At 66.4% G+C, this 24,706-nt stretch carries 20 protein-coding genes; 8 read left to right on the forward strand and 12 right to left on the reverse strand.

Going from position 1 to position 24,706, the window contains the following annotated elements; all coding sequences use genetic code 11:
• The first annotated feature begins 5 nt into the window (after positions 1-5).
• The 4 genes from prmC to IB273_RS08470 all read left to right on the forward strand — a co-directional run bounded on the left by prmC (position 6) and on the right by IB273_RS08470 (position 3,009).
• Complete coding sequence (gene prmC / locus IB273_RS08455) at positions 6-836, forward strand: peptide chain release factor N(5)-glutamine methyltransferase (RefSeq protein ID WP_192223858.1); 831 nt, start codon at positions 6-8, stop codon at positions 834-836.
• Positions 830-1,585 carry a molybdopterin-synthase adenylyltransferase MoeB gene (locus IB273_RS08460; RefSeq protein ID WP_151188317.1) on the forward strand — a complete coding sequence of 252 codons (756 nt, stop codon included), beginning with the start codon at positions 830-832 and terminating at the stop codon, positions 1,583-1,585. The genes prmC and IB273_RS08460 overlap by 7 nt, the downstream gene beginning before the upstream one ends.
• Positions 1,578-2,372: a glutamate racemase gene (gene murI / locus IB273_RS08465; RefSeq protein ID WP_081516396.1), complete on the forward strand. Its 795-nt coding sequence runs from the start codon at positions 1,578-1,580 to the stop codon at positions 2,370-2,372. The genes IB273_RS08460 and murI overlap by 8 nt, the downstream gene beginning before the upstream one ends.
• A 115-nt stretch (positions 2,373-2,487) precedes the next feature.
• Positions 2,488-3,009 carry an acyloxyacyl hydrolase gene (locus IB273_RS08470; protein ID WP_081516395.1) on the forward strand — a complete coding sequence of 174 codons (522 nt, stop codon included), beginning with the start codon at positions 2,488-2,490 and terminating at the stop codon, positions 3,007-3,009.
• A gap of 229 nt (positions 3,010-3,238) precedes the next feature.
• Here the strand turns inward: IB273_RS08470 and phrB are convergent, their stop codons facing one another.
• From phrB to IB273_RS08490, 4 genes are all read right to left on the reverse strand, one after another.
• On the reverse strand, positions 3,239-4,666 hold the full coding sequence (gene phrB, locus IB273_RS08475) for a deoxyribodipyrimidine photo-lyase (protein ID WP_192223859.1): 1,428 nt from the start codon (positions 4,664-4,666) through the stop codon (positions 3,239-3,241).
• Positions 4,663-5,613 carry a MerR family transcriptional regulator gene (locus IB273_RS08480; RefSeq protein ID WP_151188314.1) on the reverse strand — a complete coding sequence of 317 codons (951 nt, stop codon included), beginning with the start codon at positions 5,611-5,613 and terminating at the stop codon, positions 4,663-4,665. The genes phrB and IB273_RS08480 overlap by 4 nt, the downstream gene beginning before the upstream one ends.
• A gap of 31 nt (positions 5,614-5,644) precedes the next feature.
• A complete protein-coding gene (locus IB273_RS08485) occupies positions 5,645-6,616 on the reverse strand; it encodes a YbgA family protein (protein WP_192223860.1) in 972 nt (323 codons plus the stop codon).
• A 150-nt stretch (positions 6,617-6,766) separates the two neighbouring features.
• Positions 6,767-7,750, reverse strand: coding sequence for an NAD(P)/FAD-dependent oxidoreductase (locus tag IB273_RS08490; protein ID WP_151188312.1), 984 nt, complete (start codon positions 7,748-7,750; stop codon positions 6,767-6,769).
• Positions 7,751-8,025: 275 nt separating this feature from the next.
• Between IB273_RS08490 and IB273_RS08495 the strand changes: the two genes are divergently transcribed.
• The 4 genes from IB273_RS08495 to IB273_RS08510 all read left to right on the forward strand — a co-directional run bounded on the left by IB273_RS08495 (position 8,026) and on the right by IB273_RS08510 (position 12,938).
• Positions 8,026-8,931, forward strand: coding sequence for a TIGR01777 family oxidoreductase (locus IB273_RS08495; protein ID WP_151188311.1), 906 nt, complete (start codon positions 8,026-8,028; stop codon positions 8,929-8,931).
• Positions 8,932-9,039: 108 nt separating this feature from the next.
• Positions 9,040-10,062, forward strand: a complete 1,023-nt coding sequence (gene hemH, locus IB273_RS08500; RefSeq protein WP_081516389.1) for a ferrochelatase — start codon at positions 9,040-9,042, stop codon at positions 10,060-10,062.
• Between the two features lie 292 nt (positions 10,063-10,354).
• On the forward strand, positions 10,355-11,719 hold the full coding sequence (locus IB273_RS08505; protein WP_192223861.1) for a spinster family MFS transporter: 1,365 nt from the start codon (positions 10,355-10,357) through the stop codon (positions 11,717-11,719).
• Positions 11,720-11,822: 103 nt separating this feature from the next.
• Positions 11,823-12,938 (forward strand): hypothetical protein, encoded by a 1,116-nt coding sequence (locus tag IB273_RS08510; RefSeq protein WP_151188310.1) that lies wholly within the window; start codon positions 11,823-11,825, stop codon positions 12,936-12,938.
• Between the two features lie 185 nt (positions 12,939-13,123).
• Here IB273_RS08510 and IB273_RS08515 read toward each other — a convergent pair whose 3' ends face one another.
• From IB273_RS08515 to IB273_RS08550, 8 genes are all read right to left on the reverse strand, one after another.
• A complete protein-coding gene (locus IB273_RS08515; RefSeq protein WP_151188309.1) occupies positions 13,124-13,561 on the reverse strand; it encodes a type IV pilin protein in 438 nt (145 codons plus the stop codon).
• Positions 13,558-17,523: a pilus assembly protein gene (locus IB273_RS31740; protein ID WP_192223862.1), complete on the reverse strand. Its 3,966-nt coding sequence runs from the start codon at positions 17,521-17,523 to the stop codon at positions 13,558-13,560. The genes IB273_RS08515 and IB273_RS31740 overlap by 4 nt, the downstream gene beginning before the upstream one ends.
• A 10-nt stretch (positions 17,524-17,533) precedes the next feature.
• Positions 17,534-18,112: a PilX N-terminal domain-containing pilus assembly protein gene (locus tag IB273_RS31410; protein WP_081516384.1), complete on the reverse strand. Its 579-nt coding sequence runs from the start codon at positions 18,110-18,112 to the stop codon at positions 17,534-17,536.
• Entirely contained in the window at positions 18,109-18,870 is a 762-nt protein-coding gene (locus tag IB273_RS08530; RefSeq protein ID WP_151188306.1) for a PilW family protein, read from the reverse strand. Before IB273_RS08530 ends, IB273_RS31410 begins: the two co-directional genes overlap by 4 nt.
• An 8-nt stretch (positions 18,871-18,878) precedes the next feature.
• Entirely contained in the window at positions 18,879-19,415 is a 537-nt protein-coding gene (pilV, locus tag IB273_RS08535; RefSeq protein ID WP_151188305.1) for a type IV pilus modification protein PilV, read from the reverse strand.
• Positions 19,412-19,888: a GspH/FimT family pseudopilin gene (locus tag IB273_RS08540; protein WP_081516447.1), complete on the reverse strand. Its 477-nt coding sequence runs from the start codon at positions 19,886-19,888 to the stop codon at positions 19,412-19,414. Before IB273_RS08540 ends, pilV begins: the two co-directional genes overlap by 4 nt.
• Before the next feature lie 345 nt (positions 19,889-20,233).
• Positions 20,234-23,293 (reverse strand): multidrug efflux RND transporter permease subunit, encoded by a 3,060-nt coding sequence (locus IB273_RS08545; protein WP_192223863.1) that lies wholly within the window; start codon positions 23,291-23,293, stop codon positions 20,234-20,236.
• Positions 23,294-23,488: 195 nt separating this feature from the next.
• Complete coding sequence (locus tag IB273_RS08550) at positions 23,489-24,604, reverse strand: efflux RND transporter periplasmic adaptor subunit (protein WP_081516380.1); 1,116 nt, start codon at positions 24,602-24,604, stop codon at positions 23,489-23,491.
• Positions 24,605-24,706 lie beyond the last annotated feature (102 nt).

Below are 24,706 nucleotides of genomic sequence, written 5' to 3' on the forward strand. Positions count from 1 at the left end.
AGACCATGGCAACCATCATGACCCTGCTCAACGAGGCGCAACTGCCGGACTCGCCCAGTGCGCGCCTGGATGCCGAGCTGCTGCTCGCCGCCGCGCTGGGCAAACCGCGCAGCTTCCTGCGGACCTGGCCCGAGCGCGTGGTCACCCGCGAGGCCCACGACCTCTATGACCGCTACCTGGCCCGCCGGGTGGCTGGCGAGCCTGTGGCCTACATCCTCGGCCGCCAGGGTTTCTGGAGCCTGGACCTGGAAGTTGCGCCGCACACCCTGATTCCGCGTCCGGACACCGAGTTGCTGGTGGAGACCGCGCTGGCGCTGCTGCCGGCCTCGCCAGCGCGCGTGCTCGACCTGGGCACCGGCACTGGGGCCATCGCCCTCGCGCTGGCGTGCGAACGCCTGAGCTGGCAGGTGCTGGGCGTCGACCGCATTCCCGAGGCCGTGGCCCTGGCCGAGCGCAACCGCGAGCGCCTGCGCCTGGCCAACGTCGCCTTCCGCACCAGCCACTGGTTCTCCGCGGTAGAGGGCGAACGCTTCGCGCTGATCGTCAGCAACCCGCCCTACATTCCCAGCACCGACCCGCACCTCAAGCAAGGCGATGTGCGCTTCGAGCCCTCGAGCGCGCTGGTCTCCGGGCAGGACGGGCTGGACGACATCCGCCTGATCATCGATCAGGCGCCGAACCACCTGGAAAACGGTGGCTGGCTGATGCTCGAACATGGCTTCGATCAACCTGACGTCGTGCGCGACCTGCTGCTCAGCCGTGGCTTCAGCGCGGTGGAAAGCCGTCGCGACCTCGGCGGCCACGAGCGCATCAGCCTGGGGCGCTGGACATGCTGACCGACAACGAACTGCTGCGTTACAGCCGACAGATCCTCCTGCCGCAGATCGACGTGGACGGCCAACTGCGCCTGAAGGACAGCCGTGTGCTGATCGTCGGCCTCGGCGGCCTAGGTGCCCCGGTGGCGCTGTACCTGGCCGCGGCCGGCGTCGGCGAACTGCACCTGGCAGACTTCGACACCGTCGACCTGACCAACCTGCAGCGGCAGATCATCCACGGCACCGACAGCGTCGGCATGGGCAAGGTGGACTCCGCCATCGCCCGCCTGACGGCGCTGAATCCGGATGTGAAGCTGGTCGCCCATCGACAGGCGCTGGACGCCGACTCCCTCGATGCCGCCGTGGCGGGCGTGGACCTGGTGCTGGATTGCTGCGACAACTTCGGCACCCGCGAAGCAGTGAACGCCGCCTGCGTCGCCGCGAAGAAACCGCTGGTGAGCGGCGCTGCCATTCGCCTGGAAGGGCAGCTTTCGGTGTTCGATCCGCGCCGCGAGGAAAGCCCGTGCTACCACTGCCTCTATGGCCACGGCAGCGAAGCCGAACTGACCTGCAGCGAGGCCGGCGTGGTCGGCCCATTGGTGGGGCTGGTGGGCAGCCTGCAGGCGCTGGAAGCGTTGAAGCTGCTGGCTGGCTTCGGCGAGCCGCTGGTAGGTCGCCTGCTGCTGATCGATGCCCTTGGCACGCGCTTCCGCGAACTTCGGGTCAAGCGCGATCCGCAGTGCGCCGTGTGCGGAGCCGCGCATGGCTGATGCCGCGCCGATCGGCGTGTTCGATTCCGGTGTGGGCGGCCTCAGTGTCCTCCACGAAATCCGGGCGCGGCTTCCCCACGAATCCCTGATCTACCTCGCCGATTGCGGCCACGTGCCCTACGGCGAGAAGACTCCCGAATACATCCGCGCGCGTTGCCGCGCCATCGCCGACTTCCTCCTGGCCCGTGGCGCCAAGGCGCTGGTGCTGGCCTGCAACACGGCCACCGCCGCCGCCGCCGCTGACCTGCGCGAGCTGTACCCGCAACTGCCCATCGTCGCCATGGAACCGGCCGTGAAGCCGGCGGCCGAAGCGACCCGCAGTGGCGTGGTCGGCGTGCTCGCCACCACCGGCACCCTGAAGAGCGCACGCTTCGCCGCGCTGCTGGACCGGTTCGCCAGCGACGTGCGCGTCATCACCCAGCCCTGCCCGGGGCTGGTGGAGCGCATCGAACTGGGCGACCTGAGCGGTCCGCAGACCCGCGAGCTGTTGCAAGGTTACGTCGCGCCGTTGTTGGCCGAAGGTTGTGACACGCTGATCCTGGGCTGCACGCATTACCCTTTCCTGCGCCCGCTGTTGCGTGAACTGGTGCCGGCGGACGTCTCGCTGATCGATACCGGGGCTGCGGTGGCCCGCCAGCTTGAGCGCCTGCTGCAGGTGCGGGGGATGCTGGCAAAAGGCGATGCAAAAAAAACTGAGCTATGGACCAGCGGTGCAGTCGAAGGATTTGAACGCGTACTGCCGGTGCTCTGGGGCACCGAAGAGTCCGTCAGTTTCTTCCCTGGCTGAGAGAAAAATAGCTAGCTACCCACTTTGGTCTGTCAGCAAGTGGTGACAAATGGCCTTATAATCGCCAGCTATTCGCGGGGATTTTTCATTCAGCTTTCTAATAAAGGATGTTTCGATGAAGAAACTACTCTCGCTTGCCGCCGTGGCAGCTTTGACTCTGGGGCATCTGGTCTCCGCACAGGCCGCTGGCCTGACTGGCGCCGTGGGTTTCACCGGGCAGAACACCATGACCTATCGCCTGGGGTTGGGGTTCGATTGGGACAAGAGCTGGTGGGAAAGCTCCACCGGGCGCCTGACCGGGTACTGGGACGCCGGCTACACCTACTGGGAAGGTGGTGACGAGGCCAGCGGCCGTCATTCGCTGTCCTTCAGTCCCGTGTTCGTCTATGAGTTCTCTGGCGAGAAGGTCAAGCCCTTCGTCGAAGCCGGTATCGGCGTGGCCGTATTCAGTGGCTCCCGTGTTGGCGACCAGAACCTGGGTGGCGCTTTCAACTTCGAGGATCGCCTGGGCGTCGGCCTGCGCTTCGGTGAGGGCCAGGCACTGGGTGTGCGCGCCATGCACTATTCCAACGCCGGTATCAGCCAGCCGAACGATGGCATCGAATCCTACAGCCTCTATTACACGCATCCGCTGTAACAGCGCGCTGACAAAGAAAGCCGGACCCTGGGTCCGGCTTTTTTGTGCGCGACATGAACAGCTGAGGGCGGCTCCTGCGACCCAAAAGGCACTGGCGTTAATCGGTAACTCCGTAGGGCGCATAACGCGCCAGCGTTATCCGCGGTGACGTAACCGGCGGATAACCCGTTCCGGGTTATTCGCCCTACGGGCGGAGTCCCCCACGATCGTGCGCATGGCGCGTTCAGCTTCAGCGGCCGGCGGAGAGGCTCTTGAACGCTTCCAGCGCGCGTTCCCGAGTGGCCGACAGGTCGCACATCGGCTGTGGATAACGTTCCGCGCCGAACAGCCCCAGTTTCGACGGATCGTGCATCGCCTTGCCCTGCAGTCCGGCCAGTTCCGGCACCCAGCGGCGGATGAAGCGCCCGTCCGGGTCGAAGCGCTCGGACTGCGAGATCGGGTTGAAGATGCGGAAGTAGGGCGCCGCGTCGGTGCCGGTGGAGGCGCTCCATTGCCAGCCGCCGTTGTTCGCCGCCAGGTCGCCGTCGATCAGGTGACGCATGAACCAGCGTTCGCCCTCGCGCCAGTCGATCAGCAGGTTCTTGGTGAGGAACATCGCCACCACCATGCGCAGGCGGTTGTGCATCCAGCCGGTGGCGAGCAGTTGGCGCATGGCGGCGTCGATGATGGGGAAGCCGGTGCGGCCCTGCTGCCAGTCCTCCAGGTCCTTCCGGTCGTAGCGCCACTTCAGCTTCTCGGTGTCCTCGCGGAAGGCACGGTGCCGGCTCACGCGCGGGAAGCCAACCAGGATGTGCTTGTAGAACTCGCGCCAGAGCAGCTCGTTGATCCAGCTGACCGCGCCGCTGTTGCCAGTCTCGAACTCGCCGTGGTTGTTCGCCAGCGCCGCGTGCAGGCATTGCCGGGGCGACAGCACGCCGGCGGCCAGATACGGCGAAAGGCGGCTGGTGCCGTCGCGGGCGGGGAGGTCGCGGGTGTCCTGGTAGGTCTTGAGGATTTCGTCGGTGAACAGCTCAACGCGCTCATGGGCGGCTTCCTCTCCGGCGGGCCATTGCTCGCTCAGTTCGGCTGGTGGCGGCTCGAAGCCTGCGACCTGCGCGGGCACCTCGTCGCTGGCGATATCCAGCTCCTGCTGCGCGCGGGGCGCCGGTACGAGACTGGGCACGCCGAGGTTCAGGCGTTCGTAGCAGACCTTGCGGAACTGGCTGTAGACCTGGAAGTAGGTACCACCCTTGGTGAGGATGGTGCCGGGGGTGAAGAACAGCTGGTCGAGGTGGCTGCGCACGCGGATGCCGTCGTGCTCCAGCGCCTTTTCCACGGCGGCGTCGCGGGCGGCTTCGTTGACGCCGTACTCCTCGTTGACGTGCAGCGTCTCGATGTCCAGCTCGCGGCAGAGCTGCGCGATGACGTTCGGCGCCTCGTCCCAGTGCTCCGCCGTGCGAACCATCAGCGGGATGCGCAACTTGTCGAGGTCGGTTCGCAGTTCGCGCAGGTTGCGCAGCCAGAAGTCGACCTTGCACGGGGCGTCGTCGTGGCGCTGCCACTGGCCGGGGCTGAGCAGGTAGAGAGCGATCACCGGGCCGCGCTCGGCGGCGGCGTGCAGGGCACTGTTGTCGCGCAGGCGCAGGTCGGTGCGCAGCCAGACGAGTTGGCGTTTCATGCGGCCTCCCCGTTGAGCAGGTGCAGTTCGCGCAGCAGGTCGAACGCGGCGACCGGATCGCTGGCCAGGTGCAGCGGTGGTTCGGCGATGGCCAGTTCCTGCAGCGCGTCGGGGTGGATGGCGGTGGCGGGGCCGGCCAGCAGGCGCGGGCAGTCGACGCCGGCCAGCAGCCGGGGCAACTGCAACAGGTTCAGCGTGCGGCTGGAGTAGAGCAGCACGGCACGCGGCTGCAGGCGCTCCACCGCCAGCGCCAGTTCACCGGGCGGCAAGGGCCAGTCGAAGATTTCCAGCGGGCAACCGGCGCTGCTGGCCAGCCAGGCGGTGAGCCACAGGCCCGGTTCCAGCGGCAGTCCGGACTGGTTCACCAGCAGCAGCGGTGCGCCGCGCTGCTGGCGGTTGTGGTGGTAGAGGCGGGTGCCGAACTTGGTGCGCAGCCAGGTGTGGAAGAACACCCGTTCCAGCTGCGCGCCGAACTGGCCCTGCCAGCGCCGTTCCAGCTCGTCCAGCAACGGCAGCATCAGTTGCTCGCAGAGGGTTTGCGCGGGATAGATTGCCAGCGCGCCGTTGAACAGCTCGTCCAGCTGGCGCTCGTTGATCCGGCCGATGGCGGCAATGCATTGCTGGCGCAGGTCGTCCCAGGGCGAGGCGGTGGTTTCCGGCGGTGGCGGCGCGTCTTCGTCGAGCAGCGAGCGGATCTTGCTCACCGCCACGCCTCTGCCTAGCCAGGTGAGAATGGCCTGGATGCGCGCGATCTGCGCTTCGGAGTAGAGGCGGTGGCCCTTGGGCGTGCGTTGCGGCACGACCAGGCCGTAGCGGCGCTCCCAGGCGCGCAGGGTGACCGGGTTGACGCCGGTGCGCCGGGAGACTTCGCGGATCGGCAGCCAGCCTTCGGCCAGGGCCTGACGGTAGTCGTCGTCCGATTCGCGGTGAGGGTGGTCGGGGTTCATGGACATCCTTTCAGTACGTCTGATGGCTACGTCAGATGGCATTGCGCAGGCTCAGGTCTTCGGGGTGCGGTTGCAGGTAGGCCTGGGCATCGATGTAGGGGTGCGGGTGCAGGCGGAAGTGGTGCTTGAGCAGCGTCAGCGGCACCACCAGCGGGATCACGCCTTCGCGGTACTGGTCGATCAGCCGCTGCATCTCTGCCTTCTCGGTGGAGGGCAGGTCGTGCTTGAGGTAGCCGGCCAGGTGCTGCAGTACGTTGCTGTGGGTACCGCGGGTGGCACAGGTGCCCAGCGCCTGCATGAAGTCACGGAAGTAGTCCGGGGCGAAATCCTCCAGCGGCTGCTCGCCGATCTTCGCCAGACGCTGGCCGAGCGCGCTGTACTGGCGCGGGTTGTGCGCCATCAGCTGATACTTGTAGCGGGAGTGGAAGCCAATCACCGCGTGGCGTGTCAGGCCCTGCGCGCAGAGCTTCTGCCAGGCGGCGTAGGCAAACACGCGGGTGAGGAAGTTCTCGCGGATCACCGGGTCGTTGAGCCGGCCCTCTTCTTCCACCGGCAGTTCCGGTCGCGCGGCGCAGAAGGTTTCCGCATAGAGCCCGCGCACGCCTGGCGGACGCAGCTGGCCGTCGAAGCGATAGAGCTTTACCCGCTGCAGGCCACAGGAGGGCGACTGCTGCATGAAGATGTAGCCGCAGATGTCCTGCAGCAGCCCGGCTTGCTTGCGGCCGAAATCGCGCAGGGCTTCGCTGACATCGCGGCCGCCTTCGCGCTGGATCAGGGCTCGCGGGTCATCTCGGTCGCCGACCAGGCGCAGGGTCGGCCGCGGCACGCCGAGGCCGATGGCGACTTCCGGGCACACCGGGACGAAGTCGAAGTAGCGGCTGAGCACCTCCAGGCACAGTCGCGAGGCCTTGTGTCCACCGTTGTAGCGCACCGGCTCGCCCAGCAGGCAGGCGCTGATGGCGAGCTGGGGGCGTGAGGGGCTGGTGGGTTTTGCGATGGGCATGGCGGTAACCGATTTCTTGTACAGGTTGGCTATCTTGTACAACTATCGGTAAGGATAGGCGCAGGCTTGTACAAGTGCAAAGACTTGTACAAGGAAGGGGCGGGTGCGCGGATTCGACGGCCATCTCCGCAGGGAGATGGCCGTGGTCGATCAGAGGTGTTCGAGCAGGCGGCGAGCGGCTTCCAGGCCGCTCAGCCAGGCGCCTTCGACGCGGCCTGAGAGGCACCAGTCGCCGCAGGCGTAGATGCCCAGGTCAGCGTCGGCGAGGGCGCCGAACTGGTGCGCTTCCATGGGGCGGGCGTAGAGCCAGCGGTGGGCGAGGGCGAAGTCAGGGGCGTGGACGGCGCAGCCGATCAGCTCGGCGAAGGCGCCGCGCAGGTGCTCGATCACGCTGTCCTTGGGCAGGTCGATGTGCTGCTTGCTCCAGCCGCTGGCAGCGTGCAGCACCCAGGTGTCGAGTTGTTCGTCACGGCCCGGCTTGGAGTGGTTGCTGGCCAGCCAGGACAGCGGCCCCTCGTGCACGAAACAGCCTTGCACGGGCGTATCCAGTGGCTCGCGGAAGGCCAGGGCAACGGCCCAGGTCGGTTCCATGGGAATGCTTGCGGCGGCGGCGGCCAGCTTCGGCGCACTGGCCAGCAGGGCAGCGGCCTGGGGCGCGGGGGTGGCGACCAGCACGCGGCTGAAGGGGCCGTGGGTCTGGCCCTCGGAGTCCTGCAGGTGCCAGTGCTCCTCGCCGCGGAACACTTCAGTGATACGGCAGGTGAAGGTGACGACCTGGTCCTGCAGCAGTGCCCGGGTGATCGCGCTCATGCGCGGAGTGCCGACCCAGCGCGGCTGCTCGTCGGGGGAGGGGCTCAGTTCACCGTCGCGGTACTGGTAGAGGGCCGGGTCCCATTCGGCGACCCAGCCGTGCTCGCGCCACTTCTGCACGGCGTCGAGAAAGCGCCGGTCGCGGGCGGTGAAGTACTGCGCACCGAGATCCAGGGCGCCGGCTTCGCTGCGCTTGCTGGCCATCCGGCCGCCGCTGCCGTGGCCCTTGTCGAACAGCTGGACGACTTGTCCGGCGTCGCGCAGGGCGTGGGCGGCCGAGAGTCCGGCGATACCGGTGCCAATGATGGCAATGGGGGCGCTCATGACATGCCTCGTAGTCTGTGTCTTTCAGCGTAACGAGCGGAGTGTTCTTGTACAAACGAAACTATCTGTACAATTGGTTTCCAGCTGCCCGCGCTCATCAACGATAGGAGTCCGATCATCGGAACCTTCGGCGCCGCATCGGTTCATTCAGGAATGAGCCCGGCTTTGGTTCCGGCACTTACAGCGTAGACCTCGCCGTAGAGGGAGTGTCAATGCAATCGCCTCCCTCTCGTCCAGACTGATGGAAGGTGGAACAGCCAAACAAGGAGTTCGCCATGCATATTCTCTTGACCGGCGGCACCGGCCTGATCGGCCGCCGCCTCTGCCGCCAGTGGAGCGCCGATGGGCACCAGCTCACCGTGCTGAGCCGCCAGCCGCAGCTCGTCGCCTCGCTGTGCGGCGAGACGGTGCGCGGTATCGCCGACTTCGAGGCCTATGGAGACGGGCCGCTGGATGCGGTGGTCAACCTGGCCGGCGAGCCCATCGCCGACAAGCCATGGAGCGCCCGGCGCAAGGCCCTGCTGTGGGACAGCCGGGTGCGCCTGACCGAGCGCCTGGTGAGCTGGCTGGAGGGGCGCAGCCAGCGCCCGGCGGTACTGATCAACGGCTCGGCGGTCGGTTGGTACGGCGATGCCGGCGAGCGTCCGCTGGAGGAGAACAGCGCGGCTGCCGGCGAGGATTTTGCCAGCGAGCTGTGCCTGGCCTGGGAGCAGATCGCCCGCGAGGCCGAGGCACTGGGTATCCGCGTGGTCCTGGTGCGCACCGGGCTGGTGCTGGCCCCCGAAGGTGGTTTCCTCAAGCGCCTGCTGCCGCCGTTCCGCCTGGGCGCCGGTGGGCGGCTGGGCGATGGTCGGCAGTGGATGTCGTGGATCCATATCGAAGACCAGATCGCCCTGATCGATTTTCTTTTGCGCAAGGCGGATGCGGCCGGTCCTTATAATGCGTGCGCGCCGCAGCCGGTGCGCAACCGCGACTTCACCCAGGAACTGGGCCAGGCGCTGCACCGGCCGACGCTGATGCCGGTGCCGGGCTTTGCCCTGCGCCTGTTGCTGGGTGAAATGTCGACCCTGTTGCTGGGCGGTCAGCGCATCGTGCCGCGCCGCCTGCTGGACGCCGGCTTCGAGTTCCGCTTCCCGGAATTCAAGGAAGCGCTGGCCGATGTGCTGCAGGAAAAGCGCTGAGTCCCTGCGACATCGGCAACAGCCCTGGAACATCTGGATAGCGCGGGCGGCGTGTAAACTGCGCAGCCCGCACGACGACCTCCTACCGTACCGGTTTAAGGACACTGCATGACCCAAAACGCCCTCCTGCTGGTCAACCTGGGATCCCCGGCCTCCACCCAGGTCGAGGACGTGCGCCGCTACCTCGATCAGTTCCTCATGGACCCTTACGTGATCGACCTGCCCTGGCCGATCCGCCGGCTGCTGGTATCGCTGGTGCTGCGCAAGCGCCCGGAGGAATCCGCCCACGCCTACGCGTCGATCTGGTGGGACGAGGGCTCGCCGCTGGTCGTGCTGAGCCGCCGCCTGCAGGAGGCCGTGAAGCCGTTCTGGCCGCACGGCCCGGTGGAGCTGGGCATGCGCTATGGCGAACCGTCCATTGAAAAGGCGCTGTTGCGTCTGAGCCAGCAGGGCATCACCCAGGTGACCTTCGCGCCGCTGTACCCGCAGTTCGCCGACAGCACCACCACCACTGCCATCGAGGAAGCCCGCCGGGTGATGCGCGAGCACAACCTCAAGCTGGAGCTGAAGGTGCTGCCGCCGTTCTACGCCGAACCGGAGTACCGCCAGGCGCTGGTGGACAGCGTGAAGCCGTACCTGGAGCAACCCTATGACCATCTGCTGCTGAGCTTCCACGGCCTGCCCGAGTCGCACATCCGCAAGCTGGTGAAGGACAAGCGCCACGACCTCACCGCCAGCTCCAGCCGGGGTGTGCACGAGGATGTCATGGCCGTCTGTTATCGCAGCCAGTGCCTGCGCACGGCGGAGGATTTCGCCGCTGGCGCCGGTCTGCAGGACGGGCGCTGGTCGGTGTCCTTCCAGTCGCGCCTGGGCCGCAACAAGTGGATCGAGCCCTACACCGAGGCGCAGCTGGACAAGCTCGGCAAGCAGGGCGTGAAGCGCCTGCTGGTGATGTGCCCGGCCTTCGTCGCCGACTGCATCGAGACGCTGGAAGAGATCGGTCAGCGTGGCCAGGAGCAATTCCGCGCGGCGGGTGGCGAGGAGCTGGTGCTGGTGCCTTGCCTGAACGACCAGGAACTGTGGGCGCGGGCGCTGGCGAAGCTTTGTGAGCGAATGCCTGCTGCGATCTGAGCCAGTCATGTCGGGTGAATAACGCCTCGAGCGTTATCCGCCACGGCGGATAAAGCGTTCCGCTTTATGCGCCCTACAGGGATGATCTGCTCTTCGTGGGAGCGAGCTTGCTCGCTCCCACAGGGGGAGACGGCGAAACCCTCCATCCAATCCCTGACCACCCATTCATCAGCCAACGGCCGACGCGCGCATTCAGAGATTTGATAGTGCGCGCGCGACGCGTTCGCAATGCCTACTCTGCGGGTTCTCCCCTTCGCCTTCGCCGCGATTGGCGGCGTTTCAGGAGCCCGGCATGAACAACAACAATAACGGCTACCCCTCCAGTGCCGTGGCCTGGTCCACGGTTGCGATCCTCATGGTCGCCTACGTGCTTTCCTTCATCGACCGACAGATTCTCAACCTGCTGGTCGGCCCCATCCGTCGCGATCTGGAGATCAGCGACACGCAGATGAGCCTGCTGATGGGCCTGTCCTTCGCGCTGTTCTACACGCTGTGCGGTATCCCTCTCGGGCGCATGGCCGACAGCCGCAGCCGTCGCGGTCTGATCACCGTCGGCGTGCTGATCTGGAGTGCCATGACCGCCGCCTGCGGCCTGGCGCGTCAGTACTGGCACTTCCTGCTGTTCCGTGTCGGTGTTGGCGTGGGCGAGGCGGCCTTGTCGCCGGCCGCCTACTCGCTGATCGCCGACAGCTTCCCGGCCCAGCGTCGCGCCACCGCCATCAGCGTCTACTCCATGGGCATCTACCTCGGCTCGGGGCTGGCCTTCCTGCTCGGCGGGCTGGTGATCAAGTTCGCTTCCGCCCAGGGCGACGTACACCTGCCGATCCTCGGTGAAGTGCGCCCCTGGCAGCTGATCTTCCTGATCCTCGGCGCTGCCGGCGTGCTCTTCACCCTGCTGATGCTCGCGGTGAAGGAACCGACCCGCCGTGGCGTCGGTGCCGGCGTGGTGGTGCCGATGAGTGAAGTGGGCGCCTACCTGCGCGCCAACCGCAAGACCGTGCTCTGCCACAACTTCGGCTTCGCCTGCATCTCCTTCGCCAGCTACGGCAGCGGCGCCTGGGTGCCGACCTTCTTCGTCCGCACCTACGGCTGGGACGCCGGCCATGTGGGCGTGGTGTACGGCAGCATTGTCGCCGTGTTCGGTTGCCTGGGCATCGTCTGCGGCGGCCGTCTGGCCGACTACTGGGCCAAGCGCGGGCGCACCGATGCCAACATGCGCGTGGGGCTGTTGGCTGCCTGCCTGGCGATCCCGCTGAGCCTGGTCTATCCGCTGCTGGACAGCGGCAACGCGGCGGCGGCGATGATGGCGCCCATCGTGTTCTTCCTCAGCATGCCCTTCGGCGTCGCCCCCGCGGCGATCCAGGAAATCATGCCCAACTCCATGCGCGGCCAGGCCTCGGCCATCTACCTGTTCGTGGTCACGCTGCTGGGCCTGGGCATCGGCCCGACCGCCATCGCCCTGGTGACCGACTACGTGTTCGCCGACGACATGGCGCTGCGCTACTCGCTGCTGATCGTCAGCGTCGTAGCCCTGGTCGCGGGGGCACTGCTGCTGGCCAGCGGCCTGAAGCCCTACCGCGCGAGCCTGGAGCACCTGAAGAGCTGGAGCCTGAAAGGCGAGAGCGACAGCGGCGCGATGCAACGCCAGCCGGCCTGATCGTTCTTCCGCGAGATCGAGCCCCCGCGCAGTGATGCACGGGGGTTTTTCTTTGCCCGTGGCACAATGCGGCGCAACACGGACTTGAGGCGAGGTTTCCGGCATGGACGGAAAGGGCATTGGTGCTGGGCTGGCAGGCCTCGTGGCGCTGGTGCTGAGCACTTGCGCAGCGGCGGACGGCCCCTGGTTGGCCTTCACGCAGAATGACCTCATCGGCTTCAAGGATGCGCAAGGTGTGGTGAAGGTCGCGCCGACGCTCAGCCCGATGTTGACCCTGGCCCGGCGCTTCGAGCACGTCATCGCCGCCGGTGAGGAAACTGCCGACGGTTACCGCAGCTACTACCTGTTGCGCGACGGCCGACAGGTGGCGCCGGATTCGCTGTACTTCTTCGATAACGCACCGGTCTGCGAGAGCGAAAACAGCATCCGCTTCCGTGACCGCCAGCGTGACAAGGTCGGTTTCCTCGACGGCAATGGCCAGGTGCTGATCCCGGCCGAGCTGAGTGACGCGACGGCCATGCGCAACGGCATGGTGGTGGCGCTGAAGGGCGCCACGCGCAGCTGTGCCGATCCGGACGTGAGCCTGGAGCAGTGCGAGCACAAGGGCTGGAGCGGTGGCACTGAACTGCTGCTGGATCGCCACGGCAGGACGCTGGTGCAAGGCTTCGACGCTTCCCGCGCCGAAGCGCTGGACTGGTTTTCGAAGCAGGTGAGCGGGCAAGCTTCCAGCGACCCGCGCCGCGTGTCCTTCAAGGGAGTCGACGGCCGCTACATCAGCTTCGTCGATATCGAGAAGGACTTCGCCGTCTGGTTCCGCGATGAGTTCCTCGCGCACCTCGATGACGCCTCGCTGAAGGCCCACAGCTACTCCCGAATCCGGATTGGGCAGGGCGGTGAGCCGCTGGATGACTGGCAGGCCGCCACGCCGGACGAGGTGCTGAAAAAGTACGGCGCAGAGTTGCGCCAGCGACTGGAGGCCTTGCGAAGCTCCGTCGGCTACGGCGTGCGCCAGGGCGATATGGGCTGGCCCTTCGACCCCGAGCGCGACCCGCAGTACTTCGACGGTTGCGGCGAGTTCGCCCAGTGGCAGACGCCCAGGGTGTCGGCCATGGAGCATTGGCAGCAGGGCTCGTTCGAGCCGGGCAAGCACGCCAGCTTCGAATTCATCCGTACCGCCGAGGGGTATCGGCTGGTGGCGTTTTCTATCCCCGGGCAGTGACGGCTACCTGTAGGAGCGGGCCATGCCCGCGACCGTATCCGGTGCGTGTCCATCCGGTGAGCCCAGTGCCGATCTGGCGCCGGCCCTGCCGGCGGATCGCGGGCATGGCCCGCTCCTACAGTGGAGCCCAAGCCGTCTGCGATTGACTCAGCACCGCTCCGCTCGATCAGGCGGCTGGTCGCGCCTCACCGCCAGCAATCGCTCACACTGCCGGTGCCGCTGCTGCCCTTCTGGCCCTGGGCGGTCAGGGTCAGGTGCGTGCACTTGCTATCGGTGAAGGTCGGGTTGGCCGTCAGCGTGTAGCCGCCGTCGCTGCTGCCTCCTCCCACCGTCAGGGTATACAGGCCGGTGGGGGAGGTGACGGTGCTGCCACTGGTGCCAGCCAGCTTCAGGTTGGCCACCGAAGCCTGGTCGGTGACGTAGCCGGATACCGAGTTGAGCGCATACCAGCGCTCTTCCTGCGACGCGGCCTGGTTGAGCAGGGCCTGGCCTTCCGCGCGTTTGCCGCGCAGCACGTATTCCTGGTAGCTGGGGTAGGCTACGGCGGCGAGGATCGCCACGATCGCCACCACCACCATGAGCTCCATCAGGGTGAAGCCTTTTTGCCGGTAGTGCCTGTTCATTCCTGTTCCTTGATGTTCAGCCAGTTCTGCCGCCCGGAGCTGGCGCCGCTGGTTGCCACGCTGACGCAGCCGTCGCTGCCGCAGGCGTTGACGTTGCTGCTGCTGGCGCTGGTGCTGCCGACCGTGAAGCCGCCCTTGAGGCCGGACATCTGCAAGGCGGAGACGACGCTGCCGTTGTACAGATCGTTGTCGTCCACCACGCCGTCGTTGTTCAGGTCCAGGGTGGCGAAATCGGTGGCGCCGCCGGTATACGGGTCGAGCGACATCAGCCAGGTGGTGACGCCGTCGGCGCAGGGGTCTTCGTTGGGCGTCAGGGTGCTGGCGAGCAGCACGCCGGAGGTGGCATAGGGGTTGTTGACCACCATTTCCCCGGTGGCGGGCAGGTCCAGGTACCAGCCGTACTGCGAGACGTTGCCGCTGCTGTCGTACCAGGTGACGGCGTTGTCGCTGACGGTGCGGATGGTCTGGGTCACCGCCGTGCCGTTGTTGTCGAAGGATGTGGTCACTTCGCTCTGGGTGATGGTCTGCTGCTGCAGCTTGCTGCGGCTGAGCGTGGGCGTACTGGTGGCGGCCTCGCCGGCGGTCTGCCGGTCCCAGATGCCATAGAGGCCCATGATCTGGGTGGTGTTGGGGTCGGCGTCGTCGGACTCGATGTACTTGCCGGTGCCGAAGATCACCAGGTAGCCGGTGCCGGAGCTGTGCTTGACCAGGTAGGGCGCGCTGGTGATGGGTTGCACCTGCCCGGCCGTAGTCGTCGCGCTGTACAGCGGCGAGCCGCCGAAGCCGACGCGGAAGCTGCTGGCGGTGGTGCTGGCGGTGAGGCTGCCGGAGCTGGTCAGGTCGAAGCGCCAGAGGTTGCCGTGCAGGTCACCGGCATAGACGTAGTCGGTGATCAGGTCACCGTTGATATCGGCGGCGCGCGGGGTGGCCAGGCCATTGGCGGTGGTCTTGCCGTCGCTGACGGTAAGGGCCTTGATCAGGCTGCCGTCCTTGACGTCCATCAGGTAGAGCACGGCCTTGTCGTTGGCGCCGTTGTAGCCGTTGCCCAGGATCACCGCCCAGGTGCCGTTGTGCAGCAGGCTGATGGTCGGCCGCGAGTAGGTGAAGCCCAGCTCGCTGTAGTCGCTGTCGCTGTAGCTCTTCTCCCAGAGCAGCTTGATGTTGGCCGGGTCGGTGATGTCCAGGGCGAACAGCGCGCGGCCGCCGCCGCGCAGGGTGCCGACCAGCACGGTATGCCAGGCGTTGTCGTAATAGACATCGGCAGTGACCGGCGAGCCGTCCACGTAATACTGGTGGGTGGCGCTGGTGTAGTCGCTGTCGGTGAGCTTGTAGAGGTTGCTGATCACCGCGCTGGGTACGTAGGCGAAGACTTCCTTACCGTCGGCATCGAAGGCATGCAGCATGCCGTCGTTGGCGCCGACATAGAGGCGCGTGGGGCGCGCGCTCCAGGTGCTCTTGAAGGTGGTGTAGGAGGTGTCGGTGCTGCTGACGGTGGCGTTCATCAGCGAGGCCAGGCGGTTGGGTGGGCCCACCAGTACCGGCGAAGAATCGATGATGTCGCCCAGCACGGTGCTGCGAGTACGCAGCAGTGTGCCTTCGTTGCTGCGGTCGCCACGCAGGTAGGCCACGCGCTTCTCGCCATTGCTGTCGGTGACGCTGGCGAGGGTCTTGTTGAGGGTGGTCTGCTGGGCGCTGCTGAGGTTGCTCCAGGTGAAATCCTTGAGCGTGCCGGCGGTGCTGCCGGCCATCTTCACCGTGCGCGTGGACCAGGCGCTGTTGCCGCTGCCGTAGGTGCTGTCCATCACGTCCTGGGCGCTCCACACCGAGGTCTGGCTGCCGTTGGCGGTGTTCTGCAGGTACTTGATGAGGTCTCCGCTCCAGTCGGTGCTGGCGAACTTCGGGGTGTAGCTGTACAGCTCGCTGTCGGCGGTGCTGCTGTCGGCATTGAGCAGCGGCGAACTCACCAGCGCCGGCGCGGCGCCGGAGTCCTCGCGCTGGGAGATGCGGTTGACCACGTTCTGCAGGGCGGAGACCAGGTCATCCGGCGAGTCGACGCTGAAGAATTCGCCGCGGGAGTCGACCGCCGCGTGCCACAGGTCGTAGACGTTGTTGGCGCTGCCTGACGAAGCCGCGGGCCAGCTCAGGGTGCCGGCGGCCAGTTTGCTGTAGTCGCCGGAGTAGGTGTCGCCCCCCCAGGCCGGGTTGGTCAGGCTGGTGGTCAGGCCCAGGCCGACGAAGTAGCTGACCATGTGCTGCCAGGTCGCCGGATCGTTCTTCGGGTTCCAGTACTGGGTGGTGGCGTTGCTGCTGCTCTCGGCGATGTAGGTGCTGACGTTGTTGGCGATGTTCGGCTGGGCGTCGGTGGCCCAGTACTTGAACGCCAGGTCGGCGAGGGTGTTGGAGGCGCTGTCCTTGTACGGTGCGCGTGCACTGTAGGTCTGGCCGTCGGGCAGGGTGCGACCGGTGCTGTCCCAGTCGCCGTGGCTGCCGGCGGTGTTCCAGATGCCGTCGGTGAGGGTGATGCTGTAGCTCGCCCGGCAGCTGTACAGCGGTGTTTCGCTGCTGCCGATGGAGTAGGCATAGGGGCTGTACTTGCCGGTGACGCTGAGCAGCGAGCCGACGCGGTCGACGGCATCCAGCAGCGGGGTGCCCTGGTTGAAGTAGATGTCGCCGAGCCACTCGAAGAACTTGGCCCGGTGCGCGCCGGAGAAGGTGCCCAGGCGGTTGTCGTAGTAGCTGCTGCTGGTGTTGCTCAGCCCGCGGCAGTTGTAGCTCGACAGGTACGAGCTGCTGGTGATGCAGGTATCGCTGGTGCCCAGGGCCTGCCAGCTGAGGCGGGTGTTCTCCGGCAGCGAGACGAAGGCGAGGTTGGCGCCGGACTGGGTCGCCAGCTCACGGTTGCGGTAGAAGCTGTACCAGTTGGCGAAGTTCTGCCGCTCGTCACTGCCGTTGGTGCCGGAGGTGGAGGACACGGTCACCAGCTTGTAGCAGTTGTCGTCGTTGACGTTGCTGCTGCAGCCGCTGAGCGCAGTGTTGTAGACGTAGTAGTACGCCGGCACTGCGGTCTTGGTGCGGTCCGGGTAGGTGATGGTGCTCGTCTGGGTGGTGGTCGCGGTCGATGTCACCGTGTAGGTGGTTTTGCCGCCGCTGGTGACGTAGGAGCAGCTGGCAGTCGAGTAGCTGACGGCGGTGGTGGTGCTGGTGGTGCTGCCGTCGCTGTTGGTGGTCGAGGTGCTGCTGGATTTCGGGTTGGTGACCGTGGCCGTGCAGCTGTTGCTCTTGGTGGTGACGGTGTAGGTGCCGCCGCCGGTGAGCGAGCCCGATTTGCTGGTGCTGGAGGAGGTGGCGGACGAGCTGCTGGTGGTGCTGGCGAGTTGGGTACTGCTCGAACTGAAGTCCGACGACGGGTTCGCCGCCAGGTAGTAGACCTTGTCCGGGCTGTTGTAGGACGTGTAGCCGGTGTAGGTCCAGTAGGTGCTGTCGGTGGTCGCGCGAGCGGTGTCGTACTCCCAGGAGACCTTGTACGCCGAGCTCAGGTCGAAGCTGCCCTTGGCGCTCTTGAAGCCGTTCACGTAGGCCGTGGTGAAGCTGGTGGTCAGCGGCGTGTAGGTGGTGCTGGCATTGCTGTAGCTGACGCTGTAGGGCGCCTGGTAGGTGACGTTGGGGTTGTAGTACAGCGGGTTGAAGGTCGACGACTTGGCGCGTCGGCTGGTACGCACCTGGTCGGCGGTATAGCCGTTGTAGGTGCTCCCGGTTGTGGGGTTCATGCCATCGGGGGCGAAGCTCCAGCGCATGCTGTTGGAGTTGTCGATGGTCACCATGATGTTCGGCGCCACGCCCTCGGTGAGGAACAGCGGCTGCTGGCTCAGCGTCAGGGTCGCGGCATCGGTGGGCAGCGCGGTGGCCAGCAGCAGGCCGCCGAACAGGTACGGCAGGAAGGGCTGGGCGGGACGTCGGCTCACGTCGGGCTCCTCAGTAGTAACGACGGATGGTGACGGTCTGCAGCACGCTCATCAGGCGCTGTCCGTCGGCGCGGGCGGCAGCGCTCACCCGGTAGTAATGCGGCCCGCGCCCCTGGGAGCGTTCGTCGGGGTCGGTGATCTGCACGTTGCCGTTGGAGTCGGCCGGGTCGAAGGCGATGTAGGCGGCGTTCCAGCGTGGCACCGGGTCGAAGGTGGAGCTGCCGTCCATGCCCAGGTAGGCGATGGAGGTGGCGTCGCTGCTCCACCAGTCGGCGCTGGCCTTGGCGTTGGAGGAGTACTTGTCGCTGACCAGGATGCACAGGTTGGCGTGTTGCGCGACGCTGGAGGCGCAGTTCGCCGACCCCTGGTCCAGGCTGGTCTGCGCGGCCAGGCGGCGCTCGCCCTCGCGCAGCGCCGACTCGGCGGCCGCCCGCGAATGCTGCTGCTCGCTGAGGTTGCCGATGATGCGGGTCTCGGTGGTGGTACCGCGCATGCTGCTCAGGGCGATCAGGGTGCCGAGCAGCAGCATCACCAGGGCGATGACCAGGGTGGCGCCGCGTTGCGCGCGCAGGGTGTGTCGTGGGCTCATGGCATCAGGTTCCGCAGCATCACGCTGCCTTGGGCGATCTGGTAGACGTAGGCGGTGTTCTCGCTGAGGGTCGCGCCGCTGAGGGTTTTCCAGCGGCTGGCGATATCGCTGCTCATGCCGCCACGGGTCGACGCGCCGGTGGCGAGCAGAGCGGCGTAGCTGACCGCCTGGCTGTCATCGCTGCTGGCGGGCAGGGCGAACAGCGCAAAGCCCGCCACGCCCTTGATCAGCGCCTGCTCGGTGGCGCCCTGGGCCGTGCAGGTAAGGGTGCCGTCCGCCGGCGTGCTGCCGGCTACATAGCCGATGCGCGTGAGCACGCGTGTACCGCGTGGGATGAACGTGCCCAGGCAGTCGTACTGGTTGCCATTGGAGCCGGCGACTTCCGTGGTGCTATCGCTGGCGCCCTGGTAGCGCAGGCAGACGCCCTTGCCGTCGCTGCTGGCCTGGTAGGTCTGGCCGGCCTTGAAGGACGGGCAGCCGTTGCTGCTGGCCAGCGCGGGGAAGGCCACTTCCAGGCTGTCCTGGGGCTGGTAGCGGTAGCCGGTGCGGGCCAATTGCTGGTCCAGCAGCAGGAGCGTGTAGCGGGCGTTTTCCTGATTGCCCAACTGCCCCTGCTGGAACTGGAAGTGCGCCTTGTTGTTGATGTACAGCTCGGTGGCGCCGAGGATCAGCAGGCTGCCGATGGCCAGGGCGACCATCAGCTCGACCAGCGACAGGCCGGCCTGGCGTGCTTGTGCGGGAAATGTTCTTGCGGACATGGCGGACCTCAGAGTTCGCCGCGCAGGCGGTAGATGCACAGGTTGTTGTCGCACTGGCCGCTGGGGTCGCTCCAGGCCAGCTGGATCAGCACGGCGGAGCTGGCGTCGTTGCTGCACGCGCCATCGGACTGGCTGGGGCAGATGGTGAAGCTGGCGCTGAGGATCGAGCTGGTCACCGGCAGCGTCGCCTGCACCGCTTGCAGCCAGCAGGCGAGATCGGCTTTCGCCACGTCGGAGCCGCCATTGCCGCGCTCGCGAGTGGCGCAATCGCTGCGCGAAGTGGTGGCGAAGGCCGTGCCGGCGACCTTGTAGTAGGCCGAGCTGCTGCTGAATTGGTGGGTGGCGCTCAAGGCATCCTTGGGATTGCTGCGCATCTGCTCGAGCAACTGCTGGGCGAGCATGATCGCTTCGTTGCGCTGCACCGCATCCTGCGTGTAACGCAGGCTCTTGCCTTGCAGTGCCGCCATGCCCAGGGCGCCGACGCTGACGAGCAGCAGGCTGATCAGCACTTCCAGCAGGCTGAAACCTCGGTGGGCGCGTCTCATGACGAGCACTCCGTGGTGGTGCTGGTGATCTGCCCGCTGCTGGAGATGCTCAGCAGACGGCCGCTGCTGCTGCCGCTGCTGGGGCACAGACGGATGCTCTGTGCAGCGCCATTGAGCGTGCCGGCGGCGCGGAAGGTCAGGCTGCTGGCGCTGCCGGTGGCGGTCACCGCACTGCCGCCGTTGATGCCCTCGCTGCCGTACTGGCGCAGGGTTTCGCTGCTGGTGGCGACACTCAGCGCACCGACCCAGTTGCCGCTGCTGGCGGTGACCGTCACCGCGCTGGCGCGGGTGATGGCCTCGCTGCGGGCGTATTGCAGCAGGTGAGCCAGTTCGCCGCTGGCGGCATCGACCTTGTTGCGCTGGATCAGGTCGCCGAACATCGGCGCGGCCAGGGTTGAGAGGATGGCCAGGACTGCCAGGGTGACCATCAGTTCGACCAGGGTGAAGCCTGGGCTTGGGGCGTTTGCCGGCATGGCGGGTTCCGACGTTGAGCCGGAGATTCCCGGCGAATGGCGCGCAGGGATACGTGATGCGTGTATGGGGAATTTAGAGGTTGTGTATCAGCGCTGAGATAAAGGCGTGGGCGGTCGAAATATGCGTATGAATGGTCTGTCAGAAGACCGCTCAGATGACGAACTGGCGTGCCGATCCTGCAGGCGGACCCCGACGTAGGATGGCGTGGAGCGAAGCGATACCCATCGATCTCGCCCACCGGCAGCATGGGTATCGCTGCGCTCCACCCATCCTGCACGGCAGCTCCGGATGTACCGGTGGCGGAGCTGCTCAAAGAAAAAGCCCCGCATCAGCGGGGCTTTTTTTCAGTGCGCCGGAGCCGGCGCGGTGGCTTCGCCGGGTTTCTTGTCCGGCTTGGCCAGCAGCGTGTACACGCAGGGCAGTACGAACAGGGTGAACAGCGTACCGACGCTCATGCCGGTGGCGATCACCACGCCGATGTCGAAGCGGCTCACCGCGCCGGCGCCGGTGGCGAGCAGCAGCGGGATCACCCCGAGCACCATGGCCGCAGTGGTCATCAGCACCGGGCGCAGGCGAATCGCCGCGGCTTCCTCCACGGCCTCGCGCACCGACAGCCCGCGCTCATGGCGTAACTGGTTGGCGAACTCGACGATGAGGATGCCGTGCTTGCTGATCAGCCCGATCAGCGTCACCAGCCCGACCTGGGTATAGATGTTCAGGCTCGACAGGCCAAGGAACAGCGGGATCAGCGCACCGCAGATCGACAGCGGCACGGTGACCATGATCACCAGCGGATCGCGGAAGCTCTCGAACTGCGCCGCCAGCACCAGGAAGATCACCGCCAGTGCCAGGGCGAAGGTGATCATCAGCGCACTGCCTTCCTGCACGAACTGCCGCGAGGCGCCGGCGTAGTCGAAGGAGAAGCCGCGCGGCGACTCCTGCTCGGCGATGCCGCGCACCGTGTCGATGGCCTCGCCCATGCTGACCATCGGCACGCCGGAGATGATCGCCGAGTTGAGCTGCTGGAACTGGTTGAGCTGGCGCGGGCGCGCACGCTCGTGGAAGGTCACCAGGGTGGACAGCGAGATCAGCTGGCCACTCTGGCTCTTCACGTAGTAGTTGTTCAGCCAGCTCGGGTTGTCGCGGTAGGCGCGCTCGACCTGGGCGATCACCTTGTAGCTGCGCCCGTCGATGGTGAAGCGGTTGATCTCGCCCTCACCCAGCAGGGCGCCCAGCGCGACGCCCAGGTCCTGCATGGACACGCCCATCTGCGCAGCCTTGGCGCGGTCGATATCGACGACCAGTTCCGGCTTGTCGAAGGCCAGGTCGAGGTCGAGGAAGGCGAACTTGCCCGACTCCTCCGCGCGCTTCTTCACCCGCTCGGCCACTTGCAGCAGCGACTGGTAGTCGCTGGCGGTGTTGATCACGAACTGGAACGGCAGGCCCTCGCCGGTGCCCGGCAGCGACGGCAGGTTGAAGCCGAAGATCTGCAGGCCGGGGATCTTGTCCAGCTCGCCCTGCACCGCGTGCAGCAGTTCCATCTGGCTGCGGTCGCGCTCGTCCCAGGGCTTGAGCAGCATGCCGCCGATGCCGGTCTGCACGCCGTTGTAGCCGTTGATCTGGAACGCCGAATAGTACTCGGGGAACTTGCGGAAGATGCCCTCGAACTCGGCGGTGTACTTCGACAGATAGTCGAGGTTCGCCGTCTGCGGCGCGTTGGCCATGATGAAGACGATGCCCTGGTCCTCCTCCGGCGCCAGTTCCTTGTGGGTGAACATCATCAGCAGCGGGATGATCGCCAGCACCAGCAGGGCGAAGACGACGACCACCGGGCGGCTGTTCAGCGTGCCGTGCAGGGCACGCTGGTAGCGCACCTTCAGGCCCTCGAAGATCAGGTCCAGGCGATGGGCCAGGCCGCTGGGGTTCTCGTCGTGGCGCAGCAGGCGCGAGCACATCATCGGCGACAGCGTCAGCGCGACGATGCCGGAGATGATCACCGCGCCGGCCAGGGTGAAGGCGAACTCCTTGAACAGCGCGCCGGTGAGGCCGCTGAGGAAACCGATGGGGGCGTACACCGCGGCCAGGGTGATGGTCATGGTCACCACCGGCACGGCGATTTCCCGCGCGCCCTCGATGGCGCCCTGGAACGGCGACTTGCCCTCTTCGATGTGGCGGTGGATGTTCTCCACCACCACGATGGCGTCGTCCACCACCAGGCCGATGGCGAGCACCATGGCCAGCAGCGTCAGCAGGTTGATCGAGTAGCCCATCACCTGCATGAAGAACAGCACGCCGATCATCGACAGCGGGATGGTCACCACCGGGATGATCACCGAGCGGAACGCGCCGAGGAACAGGAACACCACCACGATGACGATCAGGATCGCCTCGCCCAGGGTCTTCACCACCTCGTCGATGGACGCCTGGATGAAGCGCGTGGCGTCGTAGGCGATGGACACCTGCAGGCCCGGCGGCAGCTGCTCTTCCAGCTCCGGCATCTTGGCGCGGACTTCCTTGATCACGTCCAGCGGGTTGGAGCTGGGCGTGCCCTTGATGCCGATGTACACCGACGGGATGCCGTTGAACGAGCTGACCGCGTCGTAGCTCGCCGCACCCAGTTCGATGCGCGCCACGTCGCCCATCAGCACGCGGCGGTCGCCAGCGGTCTTCAGCGGAATGGCGGCAAAGGCTTCCGGGGATTTCAGGTCGGTGGAGGCGTTCACCGAGGTGACCACCATTTCGCCCTTCACCTCGCCGGCGGCGGAGAGGAAGTTGTACTGGCGCACCGCGTCGGCCACGTCACCGGCGGTGATGCCGTAGGCGGCCATCTTCACCGGGTCCAGCCACAGGCGCATGGCGAACACCTGGTTGCCGAGGATTTCGGCTTCGGAAATACCCGGCAGGGTGGCGAGCTTGGGCTGGATCACCCGCGACAGGTAGTCGGTGATCTGCGGGTTGTTCATCTGCTCGCTGAAGAAGCTGATGTACATCAGCGCCGAGGCGTCGGCGGCTTCCTTGTCCAGTACCGGGTCTTCCGCATCGGGCGGCAGCTGGGTCTTCACCTCGCCGATCTTCGACAACAGCTCGGTGACCAGGCGATCGGAGTTGGCGCCGATGTGCGCGTAGATCGAGATCACCGAGTAGTTCTGCCGGCTCACCGAGGTCATGTAGTCGATGCCTTCGGCGCTGGCGAGGCTCTGCTGCAGCGGCTGGGTGATGTAGCCCTGGATGGTTTCGGCGTTGGCGCCGGCATAGAAGGTGGTGACGGTGATCAGCGCGTTTTCCATCTGCGGATATTCGCGGATCACCAGCTTGCTGAAGGCCTGCATGCCGAGCAGGACGATCAGCAGGCTGACCACGGTCGCCAGCACGGGGCGACGGATGAAGGGATCGGTGAAGCCCATAAGCTCAATCCTTTGTATTCGGATTTGCTGCGCGTCGGCCATGCGGCGTTGGAGGGAATCGTCGAAATGCTCATTGGCTACAGCCAACTCCGCTTTCGCCAATTCCCTCCGCCTTGCCTGGCTCTAGCTCGCGAAATCCGGGCAGAGCGGTTGTCTCTGGTTGCCCTCGCCGGTGGCGAGGGCACTGCTGTGCGATTACTGCGGGTCCTTGACGATGGCCACGGCGGTGCCGTTGTCCAGCTTGAGCTGGCCGGAGGTCACCACTTCTTCGCCGGCCTTCAGGCCCTCGAGGATCACCACGCTGCCTTCGCGGCGTTCGCCGGTCTTCACGAAGCGGCGCTCGACATCCAGCTTCGGCGCGTCGGCCTTGGCGTCTTCCGCCTTTTCGCCGTCCTTGGGCTTGTGCGGCACCACCACGTACACCGAGTTGCCGTACAGGGTGAAGGCCACCGCGGTTTCGGGCACCACGATGCGCGGCGCGCTGTCCGGCAACTGCACTTCCAGGTTGGCGAACATGCCCGGCAGCAGCTTGCCGTCGGGGTTGGCCATGCTGGCGCGGACCAGCAGGTTGCGCGTCTGGTTGTCCACGCGCGGGCTGATGGCGTCGATCTGCGCGTCGAAGCTCTGGCCCGGATAGGCCGCCACGCGCACCACGACTTTCTGCCCGCGCTTGAGCAGCGGGAAGTCCTGCTCGGGCAGGAAGAAGTCCACCTGCAGGGTCGTCAGGTCCTGCAGGGTGACGATCTCGGTGCCCGGAGAAACGTAGTCGCCGACGTCCACCTGGCGGATGCCGATGGTGCCGGAGAAGGGAGCGAGGATGCGCTTCTTCGCCAGCGCCGCGCGCAGTTGCGCGACGGTGGCGGTGGAGCGGTTCAGCTGGGCGGCGAGGCGGTCGTACTCGCTCTTGGAAATGGCCTGGCGGCCCACCAGGCTCTTGCCGCGCTCGTACTCGACCTGGGCCAGTCCGAGGTCCGCTTCGGCGGTGCGCAGGGTGGCCTGCTCGACATCGGATTCGAGTTGCACCACCGGCTGACCGACCTTGACCTTGTCGCCGGAGACGAACTGCACCGCGCTGACCGTACCGGAAACCTCGGCGGTCAGGGTCACGCCCTGGATCGCGCGCAAGGTGCCGATGGCCTGCAGGCGGCTCTGCCAGTCGCGCTCTTCGGCATTGGCTGCGTTCACGCTCACCGGCGGACGCGGCGCCGAGAACATGGCGATCTGTTTCTTGATGGAGAGGTATTTCGAGCCGGCGAGCACCGCAACGATGACGGCAACTACGCCCAGCATGATCAGCATGCGGCGCAACATCTTCCTGTTCCTTGGTACGTGCCTGGCAGCAATCGGGCGCGATCGCTCGCCCACAAGTTGCCGGGCGGCCTTCCGTTCGCGCAGATATCGATCAGGCTTTGA

The sequence above is a fragment of the Pseudomonas sp. PDM19 genome, from assembly GCF_014852215.1.
GTDB lineage: Bacteria > Pseudomonadota > Gammaproteobacteria > Pseudomonadales > Pseudomonadaceae > Pseudomonas.